The sequence below is a fragment of the Rossellomorea vietnamensis NBRC 101237 genome, assembly GCF_001591825.1.
In the GTDB taxonomy this organism is placed as follows: Bacteria; Bacillota; Bacilli; order Bacillales; family Bacillaceae_B; genus Rossellomorea; species Rossellomorea vietnamensis.
Genome location: NZ_BCVQ01000019.1, coordinates 23,353 through 43,830, shown reverse-complemented (window position 1 = coordinate 43,830; position 20,478 = coordinate 23,353). Strand labels below are relative to the sequence as shown.

General features: G+C 41.7%; 20 protein-coding genes and 1 other annotated feature. Of the genes, 7 read left to right on the top strand and 13 right to left on the bottom strand.

The window, feature by feature from the left end:
- Window positions 1-2: 2 nt before the first annotated feature.
- Complete coding sequence (locus BVI01S_RS11760) at window positions 3-818, top strand: STAS domain-containing protein (protein ID WP_034759767.1); 816 nt, start codon at window positions 3-5, stop codon at window positions 816-818.
- An 88-nt stretch (window positions 819-906) separates the two neighbouring features.
- On the opposite strand, the gene BVI01S_RS11755 is transcribed toward BVI01S_RS11760, so the two are convergent.
- The 5 genes from BVI01S_RS11755 to BVI01S_RS11735 form a co-directional block, all read right to left on the bottom strand.
- The gene (locus BVI01S_RS11755; protein WP_061810260.1) at window positions 907-1,647 is read right to left on the bottom strand and encodes a class I SAM-dependent methyltransferase; all 741 of its coding nucleotides are present in this window, start codon (window positions 1,645-1,647) and stop codon (window positions 907-909) included.
- A gap of 35 nt (window positions 1,648-1,682) precedes the next feature.
- Complete coding sequence (locus BVI01S_RS11750; RefSeq protein WP_061810259.1) at window positions 1,683-2,357, bottom strand: Type 1 glutamine amidotransferase-like domain-containing protein; 675 nt, start codon at window positions 2,355-2,357, stop codon at window positions 1,683-1,685.
- A 120-nt stretch (window positions 2,358-2,477) separates the two neighbouring features.
- Window positions 2,478-3,248 carry an alpha/beta hydrolase gene (locus BVI01S_RS11745; RefSeq protein WP_034759775.1) on the bottom strand — a complete coding sequence of 257 codons (771 nt, stop codon included), beginning with the start codon at window positions 3,246-3,248 and terminating at the stop codon, window positions 2,478-2,480.
- Window positions 3,249-3,419: 171 nt separating this feature from the next.
- Window positions 3,420-4,469 carry a M14 family metallopeptidase gene (locus BVI01S_RS11740; RefSeq protein ID WP_061810258.1) on the bottom strand — a complete coding sequence of 350 codons (1,050 nt, stop codon included), beginning with the start codon at window positions 4,467-4,469 and terminating at the stop codon, window positions 3,420-3,422.
- 261 nt (window positions 4,470-4,730) lie between these two features.
- Window positions 4,731-6,209, bottom strand: coding sequence for a lipase family alpha/beta hydrolase (locus BVI01S_RS11735; RefSeq protein WP_061810257.1), 1,479 nt, complete (start codon window positions 6,207-6,209; stop codon window positions 4,731-4,733).
- Window positions 6,210-6,496: 287 nt separating this feature from the next.
- Here BVI01S_RS11735 and BVI01S_RS11730 point away from each other — a divergent pair, with 287 nt between their 5' ends.
- Window positions 6,497-6,805 carry a PadR family transcriptional regulator gene (locus tag BVI01S_RS11730; RefSeq protein WP_034759782.1) on the top strand — a complete coding sequence of 103 codons (309 nt, stop codon included), beginning with the start codon at window positions 6,497-6,499 and terminating at the stop codon, window positions 6,803-6,805.
- A gap of 17 nt (window positions 6,806-6,822) precedes the next feature.
- Window positions 6,823-8,007 carry a chromate transporter gene (locus BVI01S_RS11725; RefSeq protein ID WP_034759785.1) on the top strand — a complete coding sequence of 395 codons (1,185 nt, stop codon included), beginning with the start codon at window positions 6,823-6,825 and terminating at the stop codon, window positions 8,005-8,007.
- A gap of 70 nt (window positions 8,008-8,077) precedes the next feature.
- Here the strand turns inward: BVI01S_RS11725 and pssA are convergent, their stop codons facing one another.
- Window positions 8,078-8,752 carry a CDP-diacylglycerol--serine O-phosphatidyltransferase gene (gene pssA / locus BVI01S_RS11720; RefSeq protein WP_061810256.1) on the bottom strand — a complete coding sequence of 225 codons (675 nt, stop codon included), beginning with the start codon at window positions 8,750-8,752 and terminating at the stop codon, window positions 8,078-8,080.
- A 208-nt stretch (window positions 8,753-8,960) separates the two neighbouring features.
- Between pssA and BVI01S_RS11715 the strand changes: the two genes are divergently transcribed.
- Both BVI01S_RS11715 and BVI01S_RS11710 read left to right on the top strand, forming a co-directional pair.
- Window positions 8,961-9,407, top strand: a complete 447-nt coding sequence (locus tag BVI01S_RS11715) for a DUF2062 domain-containing protein (protein WP_061810255.1) — start codon at window positions 8,961-8,963, stop codon at window positions 9,405-9,407.
- Window positions 9,408-9,607: 200 nt separating this feature from the next.
- Window positions 9,608-9,832, top strand: a complete 225-nt coding sequence (locus BVI01S_RS11710; RefSeq protein ID WP_034759793.1) for a hypothetical protein — start codon at window positions 9,608-9,610, stop codon at window positions 9,830-9,832.
- Window positions 9,833-9,882: 50 nt separating this feature from the next.
- Here BVI01S_RS11710 and BVI01S_RS11705 read toward each other — a convergent pair whose 3' ends face one another.
- The 4 genes from BVI01S_RS11705 to BVI01S_RS11690 all read right to left on the bottom strand — a co-directional run bounded on the left by BVI01S_RS11705 (window position 9,883) and on the right by BVI01S_RS11690 (window position 14,105).
- Window positions 9,883-10,302: a GNAT family N-acetyltransferase gene (locus BVI01S_RS11705; protein WP_439951108.1), complete on the bottom strand. Its 420-nt coding sequence runs from the start codon at window positions 10,300-10,302 to the stop codon at window positions 9,883-9,885.
- Window positions 10,303-10,370: 68 nt separating this feature from the next.
- Window positions 10,371-11,576, bottom strand: a complete 1,206-nt coding sequence (gene thrS / locus BVI01S_RS11700; protein ID WP_061810254.1) for a threonine--tRNA ligase — start codon at window positions 11,574-11,576, stop codon at window positions 10,371-10,373.
- Window positions 11,577-11,626: 50 nt separating this feature from the next.
- Window positions 11,627-11,851: a binding site (T-box leader), on the bottom strand.
- Between the two features lie 327 nt (window positions 11,852-12,178).
- Window positions 12,179-13,000, bottom strand: coding sequence for an undecaprenyl-diphosphate phosphatase (locus tag BVI01S_RS11695; protein ID WP_061810253.1), 822 nt, complete (start codon window positions 12,998-13,000; stop codon window positions 12,179-12,181).
- A gap of 247 nt (window positions 13,001-13,247) precedes the next feature.
- Window positions 13,248-14,105: a YitT family protein gene (locus BVI01S_RS11690; protein ID WP_439951109.1), complete on the bottom strand. Its 858-nt coding sequence runs from the start codon at window positions 14,103-14,105 to the stop codon at window positions 13,248-13,250.
- A gap of 437 nt (window positions 14,106-14,542) precedes the next feature.
- Here BVI01S_RS11690 and BVI01S_RS11685 point away from each other — a divergent pair, with 437 nt between their 5' ends.
- Both BVI01S_RS11685 and BVI01S_RS11680 read left to right on the top strand, forming a co-directional pair.
- Window positions 14,543-15,790 carry an ATP-binding protein gene (locus tag BVI01S_RS11685; protein WP_061810252.1) on the top strand — a complete coding sequence of 416 codons (1,248 nt, stop codon included), beginning with the start codon at window positions 14,543-14,545 and terminating at the stop codon, window positions 15,788-15,790.
- 131 nt (window positions 15,791-15,921) lie between these two features.
- Complete coding sequence (locus BVI01S_RS11680) at window positions 15,922-16,269, top strand: hypothetical protein (protein ID WP_061810251.1); 348 nt, start codon at window positions 15,922-15,924, stop codon at window positions 16,267-16,269.
- Window positions 16,270-16,377: 108 nt separating this feature from the next.
- On the opposite strand, the gene BVI01S_RS11675 is transcribed toward BVI01S_RS11680, so the two are convergent.
- Genes BVI01S_RS11675 through BVI01S_RS11665 form a run of 3 tightly spaced genes read right to left on the bottom strand, consistent with a single transcriptional unit; the run spans window position 16,378 to window position 20,425 of the window.
- Complete coding sequence (locus BVI01S_RS11675; protein WP_244886930.1) at window positions 16,378-18,231, bottom strand: LTA synthase family protein; 1,854 nt, start codon at window positions 18,229-18,231, stop codon at window positions 16,378-16,380.
- Window positions 18,228-19,838, bottom strand: coding sequence for an aminotransferase class V-fold PLP-dependent enzyme (locus BVI01S_RS11670; protein ID WP_061810250.1), 1,611 nt, complete (start codon window positions 19,836-19,838; stop codon window positions 18,228-18,230). The genes BVI01S_RS11675 and BVI01S_RS11670 overlap by 4 nt, the downstream gene beginning before the upstream one ends.
- An 11-nt stretch (window positions 19,839-19,849) precedes the next feature.
- The gene (locus BVI01S_RS11665; RefSeq protein ID WP_231479965.1) at window positions 19,850-20,425 is read right to left on the bottom strand and encodes a glycerol-3-phosphate acyltransferase; all 576 of its coding nucleotides are present in this window, start codon (window positions 20,423-20,425) and stop codon (window positions 19,850-19,852) included.
- Between the last annotated feature and the right edge of the window lie 53 nt (window positions 20,426-20,478).

The following is a 20,478-nucleotide window of genomic DNA, read 5'->3' as shown; positions in this document are numbered from 1 at the left end:
AAATGACTCATCATACAATCACCACTTCCATTGGGGATCAATTGTTTGAAAGAAAATGGGAAATCGCCAACTCGATCTTCTCTGAACTTGCAACATCGTACCCCGACCTATATATAGAGGAAAGAAGAAATGACAGTCTGCCATATTTTGTTCAGCTCATTGAACTCATTGGGAATGGATTACTGAAAGGGGAAAGCTTTGAGAGTCATTCAAGGAACTGGGGAAAAGAGGTTGGAGGACTTGCTTGCGGTCAAGGAATCCCTCTCAATATGTCAATAAGTAAAGTCTCTTTGTATAAAAAAGCGATATTGGAAGATGTAATTCTTCAAAATGATGACACTCTGACAAAAGAGATCCTTCTGGAGATTACACATGATATCGACGAATCGTTCACAACGATGATTTCCGCTTTTTGTGAAGCGTATAGTGAATATGCAGATGAGCAGTTGAAGATCTCTGAGGAAAAATATCTTTCCTTATCTACGCCGGTCGTCCCCATCTTCTCAGACTTGGCTGTACTGCCATTAATAGGTCAAGTCGATGAAGTTCGTGGAGAAATGATGGCAGAGCATGTTCTTCTTGAGTGCAAAAAGCTTTCCATACAACAATTGATCATTGACCTTTCCGGTGTGTATGAAGTGAATCCGTTATTTCAACAAGGGGTCATGAAACTGATTGACAGCCTTAAATTACTTGGAATTGAACCAATTTTATCAGGCATGCGCCCCGAAATGAGTATCGAATTTGTGCAAATGGGAATTAATATTTCAACAATTAAAGTCTATCAAACACTTAATAAAGCAGTAGAAGCACATTAATTGCTTCTATTAACATGAAAAAGGACATCACAAGCTGAAGTCCTTTTTTATATGTATATGAGATACTTATCACAAGTTTATTAGCCGATCAGCCTGTTTTCCTTGATTTCAAAATAAGAAATGACGGCCTTCGTTCTTCATTTTTCAAACTTGGCATTAGATCGATCCCTTCCTTAGTGGGCAGGGGCTCCAGCATCTTTTCCAACATGAAACCATGATCGGTTAGCCCGTTAACCAAGGTCGGTATTGCCCTGTGATATTTGATCACTCCGTCTACATACCAATGCTGTTCCCGTTTCCCTTCTTCCCGGTAATGATCAAGTGCCCAGTGCAGCCGGTCCCCTTCTGCATTTTCCCACCAATTTTTCATGTCCTTTCGGGCGGTTACGACCGGGTGCTCAGTTGAGTAGATCAACAACCCGCCAGGCTTTAAAAAGGAATGGAGATTTTGGATCAAAGATTCATAGTCTTCTATATAATGGATCGCAAGTGAACTTACAATCAAATCGAAAAGTTCTGATGGAAGGGATAGATCTTCAATCTGACTGCAAACGTATGTAATATTCTCGTCTCTATTTTCTACTAATGCCCTGGAGATCATCTTTTCAGAAATATCCACCCCTACGACAGCTGATGCACCCATTTCAATACAGTATTTCGACATCCCGCCGGTTCCGCATCCAAGATCCATTACCCTTCTCCCTTTCAGATCTGGAAGCGTATCTTTCATTGCAGGCTGTTCAAGGAAATCATTATAGGTCATTTTGGAATCGCGCAAATTCATATAACCTTCAAAAAATGTGGGATTGTCATAAATATTTTGCTTCATGGTTCTCCTTCTTTCTTTTATTTAATCATTGGCATTCAAATACATCGACCAGGTTCAATAACCCGCTTCATCTGATTCCTATCAAAAGTATGGGCGGGCTTAGTACCCAGTATTTCCATTTTGCCACTCTGGATTTTCAGACCGGTCTCTTCACTCAGGGCTATGACAGGCTTACGGTATGCCTGAATAAATTGATGGATCAACGGGTCATTTTCTTCCTCGTAATGAAACCAAATCGAAAAGTCATCTAGAAAAGACAATCCAGCTCTCGTCTTGAGGTGGACATCATTATCATCCATATGGGTGCAAGTTGCTATATGACTGCCCATGACAATCGCACCTGCACTGCCGCCGTAAATCATGCCGCCTTCTTCTTTGAAAGCGGACAAGTGAACGTGGAAATCCGATTGAAGAATGGTATGCATTAAACTGAACGTGTTTCCACCCCCTATATACACTGCAGAGTATCTCTTAAGGTCTTCCATAGTCTTCCCCTTAAAATCCACCCACATCGTAATGTCTTGAACCCCCAAAGGTGCAAACACACTCTTAATCCACTCATAACACGCCTCATACGAGATATCACCCGGGTCCATAGCCATCGGCAAATATAATAACGACTTCCCCCCGGCCAACTCACCAGCAAACTCCCTATCAATCGCCAACGTCTGCTCCCTATCCCCACCGCCAGAAAGATACAAAGCACCCAATATAACCACCTCTTCCTATTGGAGGGACGGACCTCCAATTTTCCCCACCTGATTCCCTTAATGATAGCCATAATCAGGGTTCGTTCCATCATCTATCATTAATTTGGAGGTCCGTCCCTCTTAATCCTTGAACAAGTATTCAAAAATCATCGGCACCCTTTCTCTCCATGCGATTTCGTTGTGCTCCGCACCATCAATTATTTCAAAGCGGCAGTCCTGAACTTTTTCTTTGAGTATACGGTAGACATCCCTGCTTGAATCGATGTAGGTCAAATCATCAATGGTTTCTGTATTTTCTTTTGTGCCGATATCCATGTAAAAACGTTCCACCTGTGATAGGTCACTTTCTTTGATCAAGTCCTCGATTTCCAATTGATTGAACCAATAAGCAGATGAAATGGATGCTGCTTTTCTAAAAATATGAGGATACATGCACGCGGCATAGGTCGATATCAGTCCACCCATGGAACTTCCAGCCATACTTGTTTCTTCAGGATTCGTCCGGTACGTACGATCGATGAGGGGCTTTAATTCATTTACGATAAATTCGATATACTCCTTGCCCTCTCCCCCTATCGACGTGCGATCTGCTGAAAACACATCAGTCATTTCCGTACTTTCCCACGGCCCATATTCGTCCAACCTTTTTAATCCATCATTGCAGTCAATCCCTACTACAATAAGATCCATCTTTTCCTTATCTAGATACTCTCCGATTCTCCATGCCATTCCATATCCAGCATCTTCGTCCCGGTAAAGATTTTGCCCATCATGCATGTAAAGTACTTTGTACCTTTTGTTTTCCATTTCATGATAATCATCTGGTAAATACACACGCACTTTTCTCTTGCGATTGAAAGGTGTTATGTTTACTTCAAAATGCTCATACATACGTTTATCTCCTCTAATGCTTTTTATGTAAAGTGTACCATGAATAGTAGAATATGGGTCTATGTATTTTGGAATGGAAAAAGAGAAAGGGAATGAAGTAGTCAGATCATTCATGTCCAATCCATTAAAAAGGTGCATCTTCTCTAAAGAAGTGCACCCGATAACCATTCCTTATTCACTTTCACTTCGATTATATGAGCTTTCAGGGAGCGTATCCCAGAAAGATGTATCCACCTCTTCAATGGAGCCATCAGCAATCGCCTTTGCCGTCGCCTCTAAACTAATGACCGCCTGCTTTATAAGATATCCATTGCTCTTCTGCCCGAGGACATAATCCTCTCTATAGTGATCAGCCATCCCCCTCATCTCAAAAAGGAGGGTCGCAATCCCGTATTCAGCCGCAAGTCCATTTCGGCTAATCGTTTGAGCGGAACCGCCAATGTATTTAGAGAGGGTCCCGAATCCGCGGCTTTCAACCGTGTTATATAAGACTGCACCAAGCTGCTTTGATTTTTCTACGACTTCGGGATCTACTTCTTCATTAGTCGGATATAAAATGGAACCGGAGACAAGCTCGTCTGTATCTCCGAGAGTGGTTTCTGCACCTTGATGATGAAGGTCAATCATGTAATCAGGCATATATTCTTGGAGGACGTTTTCATGAAGAGCCCTCGTTTCAGGCTGATTTCGATCGACATGATCACGATTCAAATCCACCCCATTCGCATTGTATCGTGTGTGAGTGCCCGCCACATAATCATCCAACGAAAAATCCACGTCTCCTTCTGCCCCATCTACATTTAAGCGGGGAACAACCAAAATGTTCACGTTTTCAAGCAATTCGTTCACTTCTTTTGAGTTCGATGTCAGCTGCTTGATAAACTGAAGAGCTCCTTCAGTCGTCAAGGTTTCATTTCCGTGCTGCTGAGTTAAATAAAGGACTGTCGGATTATCCTCATTGTTCCCGAATTTTGCCAGGTAAAGATCTCTGCCTTTGACAGACTGTCCGAACACTTCCAGTGAAAGAGCATCTGATTTCTGATCCAGATGTTGCAGCATGTCCGCCATTTCCTCGTAACTATGAAGACGCTCGTTTTTAATCGTCTCGTTTCCTTTATAATCTGGGCCATCCGCAAGAACCGATACTCCCGGGGCAGTGTAGGATATTCCTGACGCCACCAACACACTTGAAAGAGCACCAATCATTAGTTTCTTCTTCATTATGTATTCCTCCTCATATATTTCGTCTCTCTCATATAATTAGAGGTTAAAAGATCGAAACCCTTTTCCAATTATTAAAATGAAACAATGGGACCGAGTTCCGGAATGATGTATAGATAATCAGCCCTATCATTTTCAAAAAATGTTTACTTTTGTCAAACTATTGAAGCGAGACGAATGGTTCAGTATCTCTTTGTCTGTATTCCACAAAAAAAGAGAAGCCCACTATCAGCAGCTTCTCTAAACTCCTATTCTCCCTTTTCACTGAGCAAACACCTTACCTGTTGAATCGACATAAATCGTCTTGATGATAGTTCGATTAAACTTATTTTTGTTCTTTTTCCCATCTAAATCAATGGTTATATTATAAACCCCTTCTCCGAGCTCCGGCAGTTTTAACGAGCCATTTTTGGCTTTCACATTATGCTCTTTCAACTTTCCATTTTTATAGTATTCCAGTGTCATATCGTGAATCAGATCAACCTTTTTGTCCTTTTTATTCAAAATGATTTCATCCTGGACTATTTTCACTTCTACGCTATCATTCAATACACTGTCAAAGGAAACGACCATAAGGTATTTTTCAGGTGATGAAGGGTGTGATTCCAAGATCCACTCACCAGATGCGGGTTTTTGGATCGTAATGGTGTGATGATAAGCCCCATTGAAATATTCACTGTCGTCTTTTTTCACTTGGAAAGAAGAAGACATTTCCCCTGAGGGATCTTTCAAAGCCAATTGAGAGGAAGAGCTATCGCTGATCCAGTCAAAGGTGACCGACTCTGCACCAGCTTCAACCATGACTTTTTCTACTTTCTTTCCACTGGTTTCCCCTCCTTTGATATACGAACCTGCCTCAGTGTTGAAGGACTCCTTACTTAGAGTATTTGAACCCGTTGAATTTATGGTGGTTTCATTCAAGTAATCCTTAAATAGATTGAATGTAGACGATCCCTCCTTGATATTGAAATGATTCCAGTCCCCAACCCTCAATTCTGTGGCATAAGACAGTCTTGAACTATTGACCGTAACCGCCCCGTCATTGCTTCCATAAGGTCTCAGATATAATCCACCCCAGTACAAGGAACTTCCAAAGCTCCCCCACTTCGTCCCTCCGAACGTATAGATCGGATTTTTATTGACATTAACATGCTGATCGGTTTCGGAGCGGAAATAAGCCATATACCCTGTTTGTAATGAGTAGGTGGCATCATTCTTATTGCCAAGGATGCCAGCAAGCCAACCCGCCCAACTGCTATAAGCCAAGTCCGCCAATTGGGAGCCGTGATGAGGTGTAGAAAGGGTGATCACTCTTGACACATAAGGAAAGGCACCATAGTGAACGAGAGCAGATTGAGTATCGATTCCTCCTTTACTGTGGGCGACAACCACAACCTTCTCTCCGTAGTAATTGTAAATCTCTCGTATTTTTTGCGCCAGGAGCGCGCCGTTGTCCCACATATTCTTTGTAGGATACAAATCGATAAAAGCGGTTTCATATCCATTTTGGTAGGCAGTGTCGTACATATTGTTTTCGTTCCACCATGTATTGGAAGAGCTGTTTAAACCATGAACAAAAAGGATCGGTTGCTTAGATGGAGCCACATATGAAGGGGTTGTACCTACATACCACTGCCCCGGAACTCCAGAAGGATCATCATTTCCGAAAGATCCCGCCTGACTCCAGGATGGCAGGAGTAAAAACAGTGCCAAAATCGTCATACTAATCTTTTTGATCATATCCTCTCTCCTTTACCGCTGAACTAAACCTGTAAAGTATATCGACACGAATCAGAAGATATGCCCGGTTTAAGGAATATGTGAAGAAAGATCTAAAAGGTGGTGGGAGATTAGTAAGAATGACTCAGATGGATAATTTAACTATTTGATAGGCAACCATTCCACTCATATTAAGCTTGTGTAAATGTGTATGTTCATTCTTTTATTATCGGAAAACCTATGCTATAGTATGAGCAATTGATATCGAATATCGATATCGAATATCGATATTAAGCGGAGGTGTTTCAGTGGAAGATAAAGTATTACGGAAACTATTCCTCGGTTTCATTCAAATACACATTCTTCATCATGCCAAAGAGGAGCCCATTTATGGGACATGGATGCTGGAGGAACTGAGAGAGCATGGTTATAGCATCAGCTCGGGTACTTTGTATCCGATCCTGCATTCGATGGAAACCGACGGACTGTTAATAAGAGAAGACAAAAACGTGGACGGAAAAATCAGGAAGTACTATTCCACAACTGACAAAGGAAGTGCAGTTCTGATTGAGGCCCGTAACAAAGCGTTCGAGCTTTTTAAAGAAATCAAAGATTGATAAGAAGGTGAATAATCATGAAATCAGCATTGAATCTTAAAACACTATTGGAAATTCTTATTATTTCAACCAGACTTGGCTTCACCTCATTTGGAGGACCGGTTGCCCATCTTGGTTATTTCCATGAAGAATATGTTCGCAGAAGGAAATGGATGGACGAAAAAAGCTATGCCGATCTCGTTGCCCTTTGTCAGTTCCTGCCTGGACCGGCAAGCAGTCAGGTGGGGATGGGTATAGGCATTATGCGCGCAGGGGTGCTTGGGGGTATGGTTTCTTTTCTTGGATTCACTCTTCCTTCGGTCGTTGCATTAGTACTCTTTGCCCTCTTCCTTCAGGGGCTGGGGGTAACGGATGCCGGGTGGATACACGGATTGAAAATCGTTGCAGTTGCAGTAGTCGGTCATGCGATCTTAGGAATGGCACAAAAGTTGACGCCGGATTTAAAGAGAAAAGCCATTGCTCTATTCGCTCTGGTTGTCATTTTGATGTGGCAGACCGCCTTCTCCCAAGTGGTCGTGATCCTTTTGTCTGCTCTTATCGGCTTCCTACTTTATAAACATCATTCTTCAGATCAGGAAGCAAGAGTGAAGATCCCGATTTCCCGCAGATTAGCGGTGATTTGCTTATCGATATTCTTTGGATTATTGATTCTCCTTCCGATTATCCGGGAAGCAACCACATTGGAATGGGTGGCTCTCTTTGATAGTTTCTATAGATCCGGGGCTCTGGTCTTTGGTGGAGGGCATGTTGTATTACCGTTGTTGGAACGTGAATTTGTCCCGACAGGGTGGCTGACTGAAGAACAGTTCCTAGCAGGGTATGGCGCAGCCCAGGCAGTTCCGGGTCCCCTTTTCACCTTTGCCGCTTATATTGGGGCTGTTATTAACGGATGGAAAGGTGGGATGCTTGCGACGGTTGCCATTTTCCTTCCTGCATTCCTGTTGATTACAGGGGCCTTGCCGTTCTGGGATTCCCTTCGCCAGAATCCAAAGATAAAAGGCGCATTGATGGGGGTGAATGCAGCAGTCGTCGGGATTCTGATAGCGGCTTTCTATCACCCGATCTGGACATCCTCGATCCTTGCTCCTGTCGATTTTGCTTTAGCGGCTATTCTGTTCAGTATGTTGGTGTTCTGGAAGCTGCCGCCTTGGATGGTGGTAGTTACAGGGGCACTAGGTGGTCTTGTAATCAAGATGATGTAGTAAAATACAGAAATGAGCCAGGCAATCAACGCCTGGCTCATTTCTTCTGTCTTTCCCACGTAAGAGAAACTTATCTTTTAATAAACCGGTACGCCAGATAAGCAATATATAAAGGCGTTGCAATGTAAATTAAATAAGGAAATTCTTCATATGTCCCCTTGAAGATGACATACAATAATGCCCCTATAAAGATTGTCACAATCGTCCCGTACTTAGGTAATGGAACTTCTTTCAGACTCGGTATCCTGATCCTGCTCACCATCAGAAAGCACATCGCCGTAAAAATGACTGTTGTCACGATATTAGGAATCCAGTTACCGAACAACGTTAGAATCGCTAGGATTCCACCCGCAGCGGTTATAGGGACTCCCACAAAATAGTGAAGAGATGATTTCGGCGGACTTGTGTTGAATCGTGCGAGACGGTACGCACCGAATAAAGGGAATAAACCAGCCACTATGAACCCCAATAGTCCAAATTGAAAAAAGTATGTATAATACACAAGAAATGATGGTGCAACCCCGAAGGTCACGATGTCCGCTAATGAATCCAACTCCTTACCAAGAACACTGTCTGCATTTAGCATCCTCGCAAGCCTGCCGTCCATACTGTCGAGCATCATGCCTATAATGATTAAAACTGCTGCATTTTTAAATTGCCCATTTGCTGCAAATCCTATGGATAAGAATCCGCAATATAAGTTCCCCAAGGTCACCATGTTGGGGATTTTTTTCGTTAGTTTCATTTTTTGTCCTCGCTCTGCCAAATATTCTATTAGTATTAGAATACCATTTTATTCATCTTCATAAAGCCGTGTCATAAAAAAAGTTCAATAATTCCTATAAAATACCCCATTTTCAATTTACAAACTTCAAAATTAGACATACTATAAACAAGGATGATAATAACACAATTATATGAATTGCATTCTAATATTATATGGTGATGATCAAATGATTAGAAAAAAACTAAGAGAATTAAAATGCCTGACTTTAAAACTATTGAGGCTTAAGGATAATGCTCATAGCATCGCTTTGGGGTTCACGGTTGGCTTATTGATTAATTTCGTGCCTTCCTTCGGTATCGGTCCTATCATTTCTACAGCAGGGGCAAAGATATTCAAAGGAAACCCGTTCGCCGGTTTAGTTGGCGGGGTCTCTTTAATTTGGGCTTTCCCTTTCTTCTTTTACTTGAACCTTGTGGTAGGACATCTCTTCTTTCCGCTTGATTCCTCGGGTGATGCAGTAGGGGTCGGATTGCAAATAGGAAAAGCCTTCTTTACAGGTATGATGATCAATATTCCCTTATGCGGGATCCTGACCTATGCCATCATGAATTCTGCCGTTAAAAAATACCGGGGGACATTGCTGACATTTGTTCAAAGAAAGTGGAACGTATAACCTTCCCTCTTTTGCAGATTCAGGTGTCAATTCCACTCTATTACTTTCAAATATTTGAAACTCTTTCACGGATTCATTCGTATATATTTTTATAATGTATTCTTACTTATGAATACCACATTTTATTCTATTTCATCTCGCACTTTGTTATAATTTAACTATCACAAGTCGAGCATAAAATGAGAAAGAGGAGGATTGAAATGACTGGAACCATAGCTGTAATCATGATTTTTTCCATCCCCATCCTTGGTATCATTACAGACCATTTCCAAAAACAATCCAAGCTGAAACAAAAAATGATAGAAGATGAACTCGAACTTGAAAAACTCAAACATGAAAATTTTGTCATAGAAACCCAAAAAATGAGGCTTGAATTAGAAAAAATGAACCTCGAAGATCCCAAGGAGAAGACGCATACGATTTGAAGATATGCAGTGAAAGAGCCGGTCACATAGTGGCTGGCTCTTTTCCATGATTATGTTAAATATTCCTCATCAAGGGATGGGTTGAGATACCTGGCCATTCCCGTCTTCAAACTTTTCATGCCGTGCTTTCTATAAAAAGCTTCATTGCCCGTAGTCGAGATCAATAAGACACAAGACACATCCGCCAGTTGTTCTAATAAGTCCTTCATAATATGAGATGCAATCCCCTTGCGTTGATAATCACTGTGGACGACCACATCATAGATCGTTGCATTGAAGACACCATCCGTCAAGGCTCTTCCCACTCCCACAATACGCCCTTCTAAAATGGCCAAAGATACGATATCACTTCTGTGAAATATTTTGTATATCACCTTGTTTGTATGCTTTTTCCAGCCTACCGAATGGTAAACCTCTTTCATTTCATCCAGCCTATCCGGTTCGAATCGGTTCAGGATTCTAACTTCCACCGTCAACTCCCCTTTATTTTCTGTTATTACTTGACTGTTTCCTTTTTAAAACACGAGTAGGAATTCCTTCACTGCCCCATTTCCGCTTTCAATTTTTGAATGACATCACTCACTTGAAGTACTCCCACGTTACCCTCCTTCCTTTTTCTGAGTGACACCGATTGTTGCTGGATTTCTTTATCCCCTATCACCATCATATAAGGAACTTTCTGCATCTCGGCTTCCCTGATTTTCAGCCCCATTTTCTGAACGCGATCGTCCATTTCCACCCTGAATCCTTCTCTTTCAAGCTGTGATTTCACTTCTTGGGCATACGGGATATGAGCTTCAGCTATAGGAAGGATCTTCACTTGATGGGGAGCCAACCAAAGGGGGAAATCTCCTCCGAAATGCTCAATGATAATGGCCATGAACCGTTCGATCGATCCATAAATGGCCCGATGAATCATGATCGGTCTCTCTACCCGGTTATCTTCACCGATATATTCACACTGGAATTTTTCAGGCATTTGAAAATCAAGTTGAACCGTTCCGCACTGCCAGCTTCTACCCAGACAATCCAGTATGTGAAAGTCGATCTTCGGTCCGTAGAAGGCTCCATCTCCATGATTGATATGATAATCGACGCCCCTTTCTTCTAATACTCCTTCCAGGTCCCCTTCCGCTTGATTCCATAGGTCAACTGACCCCATAAAATCTTCCGGTCGAGTTGATAGTTCGACTTTGTATTCGAACCCGAATTTTCCATAAAAACGATCTATGAGATCGAGAACTTTATGGAGCTCTGCACGAATCTGATCTTCCCTTACAAACAGATGGGCATCATCTTGAGTGAATGAACGGACCCTCAGTAATCCGCTTAACGACCCTGAAAGCTCATGACGATGAACCAACCCAAGCTCTCCATAACGAATAGGTAATTCCCGATAGCTTCGCCGCTTACTTTTATAAATCAGGACAGCTCCAGGACAGCTCATTGGCTTAATGGCATATTTCTGATCATCCACCTCTGAGAAATACATGTTTTCATGATAATGATCCCAGTGACCCGACTTCTCCCATAATTCCTGTTTCATCATGATGGGTGTCCTGATTTCCTGATACCCTGCCTTCAGGTGCTCCTTTTTCCAAAATTCCTCCAGCTCATTCCGCAAGAGCATCCCTTTTGGTAAAAAAAACGGCATCCCTGGTGCTTCTTCCATGGAGATGAATAATTCCAGCTCTTGACCCAATTTCCTGTGATTTCTTTTTTCCACCTCTGATTGAATAGACATGTCTTTTCCTCCTTGAAATTTTGTATATAAAAAACCGCACCCATCCCTAACCAAGGGACGAATGCGGTCGTGGTACCACCCTAATTCCGAAGGCCAAAATTCAATTGGTCCTTCGCTCAAAGTTGATAACGGTTTTCCCGATTATGGATACTGTCATTTCCCCATAATAGCTCCGAGGTGGTAAGTCATTTTCCTTTCTTCAGGGCTTGCAGCCAGGTGACCCTGTTCTCTGGTAAGAAAGTGGAAATGATTCGTGTCCTCTTCATAGCGCACAGCTTCATTCAATTAAAAAAACCGCACTCATCCCTAACCAAGGGACGAGTGCGGTCGTGGTTCCACCCTAATTTCGAAGTGTAAATAAAACGCTTCGCTTAAGAAAGATAACGGTTTTCCCGATCATGGATACTGACTTTCCCCATGATAGCTCCGAGGTGGTAAGACATTCAATCCTCTTCAGGGCTCTCAGCCGGTGACCCTGTTCTCTGATCAAGAAAATAGTGAATGAATCATGTCCTCTTCTTTGCTTTCGTATAGTATATTCTCATTCTGATAAAAGTGTTATTGAAATTATATGGGAGTATTTTCTACCTGTCAAGGATTCATTATACAAAAATCAGTAAAATAATGGCCACAAGAACCAGACGGTAAATGGCAAATGGGATTAACCTGACTTTATTGATCACTTTTAAGAAAAAGCGGATTGATAAATAAGCAAATAGGAACGCGCTGATGAATCCAACAAGTAAGAAAGGCATGAATTCAGCATTAAAATACATCCAGTTTTTCATAAGGGAAAGAGCGCTTGCACCCAACATGATCGGTACAGCCATAATAAAAGTAAAATCAGAAGCTGCACGGTAGCTTAATCCAAGCAATACACCACCTGATATGGTAGAACCAGACCTTGAAAAGCCCGGCCATAACGACAGACATTGTATCAGGCCGATCAATAACGCTTTCTTGTGGGTGATCTCATCAACGGTCTCCTCCGCCTGTACCTTTGGCCGGAACACATCGGCAGCGATCATAAGGAAAGCGCCTATGGCTAACCCTGCAAGTACCGTATTTAGTGAAAAAAGATGTTCATCGATGTAGTCTTCAAATAGTAAGCCAAGGATGACTGCCGGGAGCAATCCGACCAATATATGTGATAGTTTTAGTTTTGATGATCTTTTTTCTTTACGGGAACTCAGTCCCAGTAAATCCATGAATCTGTCCCGAAACACGATGACTACCGCAAGAATGGATCCAAGTTGAATCACTACTTTAAACGTATTGGCAGGATACTTCCCCAACACTTCTTTGGATTTGATCAAGAGGTCGTCCACTACGATCATATGGCCTGTAGAGGATACAGGAGCAAACTCCGTCAACCCTTCTACCATACCGAGAATAAAGGCTTTAATCAGTATTACAAGTTCCATGAATATGTTCTCCTCTATTGAAGATGATATTTTTTACTGACTCGCTGGAAGATTCCTCATTGAATGTTCTGAATCTAATTAAAACGAGTACTTTCTTCCTCGCAATCTAGATAATAGTACTACAAGGATATGTAGACGACAATAAGTATATATACATAACCCAGTACAGAAAGGATACAAAAAAGCACAGAACCGGGAATGATTCCGAGTCTGTGCAACTTACATGGAGCTTTCATATCACTTTAGGTCAATGAATGTCTTTTTTCTTAAACCTCCCACCCCTTACCTCTGCGATATCCGCTATCGCCAGAAACGCGGAGGGATCATGCTCAGCCACGATGTCCTTCAACTTTGCCTCCTCAAGTCGTGTGATGACACAGAATATAACCTTTTTGTCGTCTCCTGAAAAGGCACCTTCCCCTTTTAAATACGTTACACCCCTGCCTAACCGATGAAGGAGTGCGTCTCCAATCTCTTCGTAATTCTCACTGATGATCCAGACGGATTTAGATTCATCCAGTCCTTTTATCGTAATATCTATAAGTTTAAATGCAACATAATAAGCCAATAGAGAATACATGGCCCTATCCCAGCTGAATACAAATCCTGCACTGGCTAAAATGAATAGATTCACAAACATGATGATTTCCCCAACAGAGAAGGGAAGCCTTTTACTTGATAGGATAGCAAGGATTTCAGTTCCGTCCAGGGAACCCCCGTATCGGATGACCATCCCCACCCCTATGCCGAGAACGATGCCTCCAAATAAGGATGCTAACAGAATATCTTGTGTAAATGCTGCAACCGGATGTAGGAAGGTTGTAGAAATCGAAAGAATGATAATGCCATAAAGCGTAGAAAATGCGAAGGTTTTACCGATTTGTTTATAACCGATGAAGAAAAAGGGGATGTTCAGGATAAAGATAAAAAGTCCCAGCTTAATGCCCGTTATGTGGGATAGCATAATGGAAACGCCGACAATCCCTCCATCGATGACCTGGTTGGGAACAAGGAAAATCTCAAGACCGACAGCCATGATCATAGCTCCTATAGTAATCAGGAACGCTCTCTTCACCACTTCTTTTAATGGGATTTTCTTATGCATGACCTTCACCTGCTGCCGTTGATGCAAGACCTGTCCTTCCATCATCTTCACTCCTCCTCATGGGGATACTCTATCAGAACGGCCGAACTACCCTATGCACTTGGCAACACCCACCTATGTATCATACCCCTTCATCCACTTCCCGACAAATAAGCCTCTATAACCTATATATTCGATTCTCCCTGCTAAAATACCTGCTTATAGAGAGGGACGGACCTCGGAATAAGTCACATTTAGGACCTCAAACTTGCTTGTAACATGCTTCACCACTACATTTCATCATCATGATTGCTTAAAAATTCAAGGGATTTAAAGGTCCGTCCCTGAAATTTGACTAATATGGAGAAATAAAGTATTTTTAATATTTGTATGTTCGTGTGTTATCAGACAGGGAGCCTTTGGTGTTCCTTTAGTCAATTAGTTTTGGGGGCTTTTCTTTGATTACATTAATCAAAACTTTATTGGTCAATATTACGATATTATTTTCTTTTACCTATAATGCAAATGTTCTATTTCCCTTTAAAGAAAAACAGGATTCTATTTTCAAACATAAAATCACATATGGGTTAGTTGGATCATTTGGAGCACTTTTGTGCATGTTGTATCCCATCGAAACGCTTGGGGCCACCCACTTTGATTTACGAATGATTGCAATCCTGATTTCAACCATCTATGCAGGTTTATTATCAGGTTCCATCGTTCTCGGGTGTGTCATCATTGTCCGTTATTTAATCGGAGGTCCGTACGTTGGAGTGGGTATCGCCGTTTCAGTATTGGCTCTCCTGATGGGAATGATCTTTCGTAAGATGTTGTTGAAGACACAGTACAAATTTTTAGGAAGCACACTTATCTTTCTGATCCACTCCATTTTATACATCACGATTATTAACGTGTATATTCCAATTCTGCATTTGCCGTTTTATATTATTTATTTTTCTGTATTTTATTTTACTTTTCTCTCCCTAGTGTTTATTATCGAGCACTTGATTCGAACGAATAAACAGATTGAAGAAATGGTATATCTTGACAAACTGAATATGGTTGGACAGATGGCGGCTTCGATCGCTCATGAAATCCGTAATCCCCTTGCAACAGTAAGAGGTTTCATACAGCATCTAAGCGAGGATTCACAGGATAAGAGGTTAAAAAGGTACTCCCCCCTCATCCTTAATGAATTGGATCGAACGAACAAAATTATCACAGACTACCTGAGCGTAGCAAAACCAAGCGGGTTTCAACTGTCAAAGCTTAACATTGAAGAGGTCATCGGGGATTGTGTGGATCTGTTAAGACCTTTTGCAGCCTACTCCAACACTTCCATCGTATTTCACAGAAACGGCTCCCATCATATTAAAGGTGATGAAGACCATTTGAAGCAAGCCATCATGAACGTTATTAAAAATGGAATCGAATCCATTGAGAATCAAGGTGAAATTTCAATCACACTAAAAGAAGACCCCTTCTCCCGCTCTATTTATATCAGAATCTCGGATAACGGAAAGGGGATGACCCCGGATGAGTTAAAGAAAATCGGCTTACCCTTTTATACAACGAAAACCAAAGGAACAGGATTGGGTAGTATGGTGACAAATAAACTTATCCGTGAAATGGGCGGAATGATTGAATATGAAAGTGAAGTGAAAAAGGGGACTGTGGTAAGAATCAAACTGCCCCTTCTTCCTTAAATATGAAACTTTGAAAAGAGCCTGGGCCCCAAGCTCTTTTCTTATGGTGTTTTTCACCCTTCTCCCGCAAACTGTGATAAACTGATTTTATCAGTATTTTCCAACACTTATTTGAAAGAAGGAATCGAACAATGAACAAAAGATGGACGTTTCTTTTTGTCATGGCTGTAATCGTTGCATTTAGTATTGTTACGATTCTCAACAGACCAACGGAAAAAGATTTTGAAAGATGGCTTCAGGATGAGTATATGATCGATTGCAACGAAGATTGTTCTATCATCGAAATGAAAAGTGTGAATGGAGATATAACAGAGAGGATTAAATCCGATGATATAAGAGGCACCTATTCCCCCGGTCTGTTCACTTTACGTATAAGCAGACAGTATAAGAGCCTCGACGATCCCTTGCATATCATACATATCGATGTGATTGGTTTCAATGGTAGATTTTATCCCCTTCATACTGACGATGGAAGATAAATAAAGAATCACATATTTTGTTTACATAATAAAATTATAGTCATTATATATTGATTTTCATATCAAAAACCCCCCCGGCACCACTTCAGCCGGGGGGTTACATTGCTTCTATTCCAGAAATCTCAATAAGTCCCCATACAAAATGTCATCTGACAACCTCAACTCTTTTCTAACCGTTTGCTTAAATGGATCGCACAAGGTGTCACTGACAGACTCTTCACTCTTTTTATTGTAGCAGACATTATCCTGGAAAATGTACTTTTCTGTAATGAAATCCCCATCCCGGAAAATAACGGGATGATTTTCCTTTCGTGTGAATAGGCTATGACCAAATGAGAGAGCATTCTTTGTGTCTATGCCCATCAAATGAAGGACTGTTGCCCGGATATCGATCTCCCCTCCAATGGTGTCGATCGTCCTTGGGTCTTCTCCCGGAACATGGATGATCAGGGGAACCTGCTGAAGCTTGGCATGGTTGACAGGGGTATCCTTCTGCCCCAATAGCTCAAATACACCCGGTTCGTATTTCTCGGAAATCCCATAATGATCCCCATAAAGGACCACGACCGTATTCTTATACATCCCATTAGCCTTAAGCTTTTCAAATAATGTTTTGATTGCTTCATCCTCATAGCGGACCGTTGTGACATAGCGGTTTACAACATCTTCACCCGTAGAAGCTGTATCAATGAATTGATCATCTTCTTCCAATAAAAAAGGGAAGTGATTCGTCAGTGTAATGAGACGCGTATAAAAGGGCTGTGGAATCTTTTCGAGATGGGAAATGGTCTGCTCAAAAAAAGGAATGTCCTTTATCCCGTAATTGATCGAATTGTCTTCCGTTACCGAATAATCCCGCTTTGAAAAATAACGGTCGTACCCCAGGGAATCATACATCATTTCCCGGTTCCAAAATGTCCGATTATTCCCATGAAAAACGGCTGCATAGTAATCTTTCTTCCTTTTCAGCATATGTGGAAGGCTAGCGTAGGTATTATCCGGTTTTCTCACAAAAGCTGATCCGCTTGATAATGGGTACAGCCCGGTATCGATCATGAACTCGGCATCCGACGTTTTCCCTTGTGCCGTCTGATCGTATATATTACTGAAGTAAAAACTGTCCTTTATCAGGGAATTCAAAAATGGGGTAATTTCTTCTCCATTCACTTTTGTATTGATAACGAAGTTCTGGGTGGATTCCATGCTGACTAAGATCAGGTTTTTCCCCTCAGCAACCCCATATAAGTCAGAAGGATCTTGCTTTGTTGATTGAGTATACTCCATGGATGCCTTGGTGTCGGATTTGCTCGCAAGCAGATGGGAGAATGGGTTCGTTGCGGCAATTCCGATGTCAAACATATGATAATTATAAGGGCCAACGGATTTAACCATTTGTTCCCTATCATAGGACTCGGCAAATAAATAGGGGGACTTAAGTAATCCCATTCCGATGGAGAGCACCAATAGGGAGAGACTCATTACGATATATGTCAACTTCCATCTACGGGACAATGTGTCAGAAGCTGCCCTGCCTTTCTTCATCATCCATCCTGCAATGATGATATCGACCAATAAGAGGAAATCCCACGGACTCATCAATTCAAACGTGCTTGGTCCGATGCCCCCAACATTCTTAAATTGAAAAAGAATGGGGACCGTTACGAAATCAGAATAAAATCGAAAGTAAAGAAGATCGCCATAAAGGAGACCGGTCGCAATCCCCATAAAAAGGACAACAAGGATTGTCTTGATCCTCTTAAAGAAAAAAAAGCTGAATCCGATCAATATCATTATGGAACCAACCGGATTCAATAATATGAGCAATACGTCCAGAAATGTCTCTACGTGAAGATTGAACCCTATCAGGGAGACCAGAACGGTTTTGATCCATAGGGAAAGCAGGGCAAACCCAACCAGTTTATTTGTCTTAAAAAGCAAAAAGAAATATTTCATCTTACTCATTTCACTACCTTTGTTCCGATCATACTGTTATATTCTCTGATGAGCATTGTCATGGCATTCAAAACCTCTCGTTCATTGTGTTCACCCATGAGTGCCACCTGCACCCAATTCCTTTTGATCAAATATTCACTTTCATAACTTAATAAGATACCCCTCCTTTTGCAGGCATCGCCGAATTGTCTACTACACTGTTCCCTATTTAGTGCAATGGTAATCACACCGGGGGTATAATCTTCACCCCCGAGAATTTGAAAGCCTCCATCGATCAACAATCGCCTTACAGCTTGAGAAGTGTTAAACATGCCAGGATAGTCAATCAACTGGAGGGCTTCTTTTAAAGCGACCAGTAGATTTGAAGAATGCGTATAAGGAACACTTCCATTCAAAGCATACATACCCACATCCAGATATCTGGGAATTGAATCATTTGGTTCGATTATTTCACGGTGAAAAATCAGGGCGAGTCCCGGATACGAGCCAAGTCCTTTTCCGCTGACCGAGGTGGCGAGAAACACGTTATTAAAATCGACTGGAATCGTTCCGACTGAACTGCAGGCATCGATACAAAGTTCTACATTGTATTTTTGACAGAGTGAAAGAATTTCTTCTATATTAAATAAATAACCTGTTGATGTCTCGCAATGAACCGTCCAAAGCCATTTTATATCGGGATCACATTGAAGGACGGTTTCGATTTCTTCCATCGTTATGTGTTCATTCCACTCCTTTTCGAGTGTGTGATAGGATAAATCGAATCGTTTACCATGATCCATCAATCTGCTGCCAAATTCTCCATTTGAAAGAATCAAACCTTTTCCCGGAATCCTTTTCAACTGAGCTGCCACCATATCATTCGCTAACGTTCCCGTTCCCACTGCCACCTGTACATGATTCGCACACGTCATATCACGTAAACTCTTTCTTACTACTTCCATTTCGTGAAGAAAGGAGCTGCTTCTATGAGAAGTTGGGTCCCTCTTGAATGCAGCCTCCACTTTTGAATGCCGCGGTACTGGACCTGGCAGGAAAGACCGGGTTCTTAGTCCACCGGTTTTACGGTTCATCAAGCGCTGAAATGCTTTTGTTGAATTCTCGAAGCTGTCACGTGTCAGGTACATAGGTTGAAACCTTGCTTCCTCTTCTCCCACAAGTTCAGCAAACGGAAGAAAGCCGATCCGCTTATAAAGTTTAAGCTGGCGCACCGTGCCGGAAATCAGTGCCAAAGTGAAGCCCTGCTCCAAACAATAGGACACGAGGCGGTCACATAATTGATAAAAGACCCTTGTACTTCTATACTCTTCCTTAACTGAAAGGAGCCTGACTTCACAAGGGACGGCCTGATCAGATAGATACTCATCCAAATTGCCCAGCTTTTGATCCAACGAAAAGGGCCGTTTCGACCTTACGGCAATCATCCCGACGACTTCCTCATCAGCTTTTGCAATCACATATGTATTCTCATCGTGAAATTTATCCACCAACATACAAGTATCATTTTCTTCGTGCTGAGGGATTTCTTCCACGAACGTTTGATAATTTAATGCGTATATTTGTTGAAATTCATTCGCTTCGCATGCAATTTTATATTGTAGAGTATCATTATTCATTCTCGTACCTCCTATGTTTCGACTGAATGATGAAATGATCGGTTATGGAACAATAGGACAATTATAAATAAAGCCCCGAGGCCTATAGATTTTGTGAATGAACCTTCAATCACAAAGGCAGTCAGCGGGATGGTACCCATTGAAAGAAAACCTGAGAATGTGTATCTCCTAGTGATGAGGTATGATCCGCCCATCATCATAGCGAAAACACCAATACTTAACGGACAGAGAAATAATGCTGAAGCCAAATAGGCTACAACCCCCTTTCCTCCGTGAAATCCGAGTTGAAGGGGAAACAGGTGTCCAATCATGATCGATAACGAGCTTATGATTAAATAGCCCTCCCCATCCGTCAGTATCGACGTGAAGGAAAGTGCCACTAAGACTTTACCTGCGTCTATAAGGAGAGTCAGTAAAAACCCTTTCTTCCCTGCCACTCTGCCTGCATTCGTTGCACCTACGTTGCCGCTTCCGATCTTACGAATATCCTTACCAGTAAACCATCTCACTACATAATAAGCGCCTGTGATGCTTCCCAAACCGTAAGAAACCAAAACGACCACACTTAAGATAATTAGTTGACTCATCAAACCTGCTCCCTGCTTTATATGTTAATAGACGAATGAAGACAAAGGAAAGT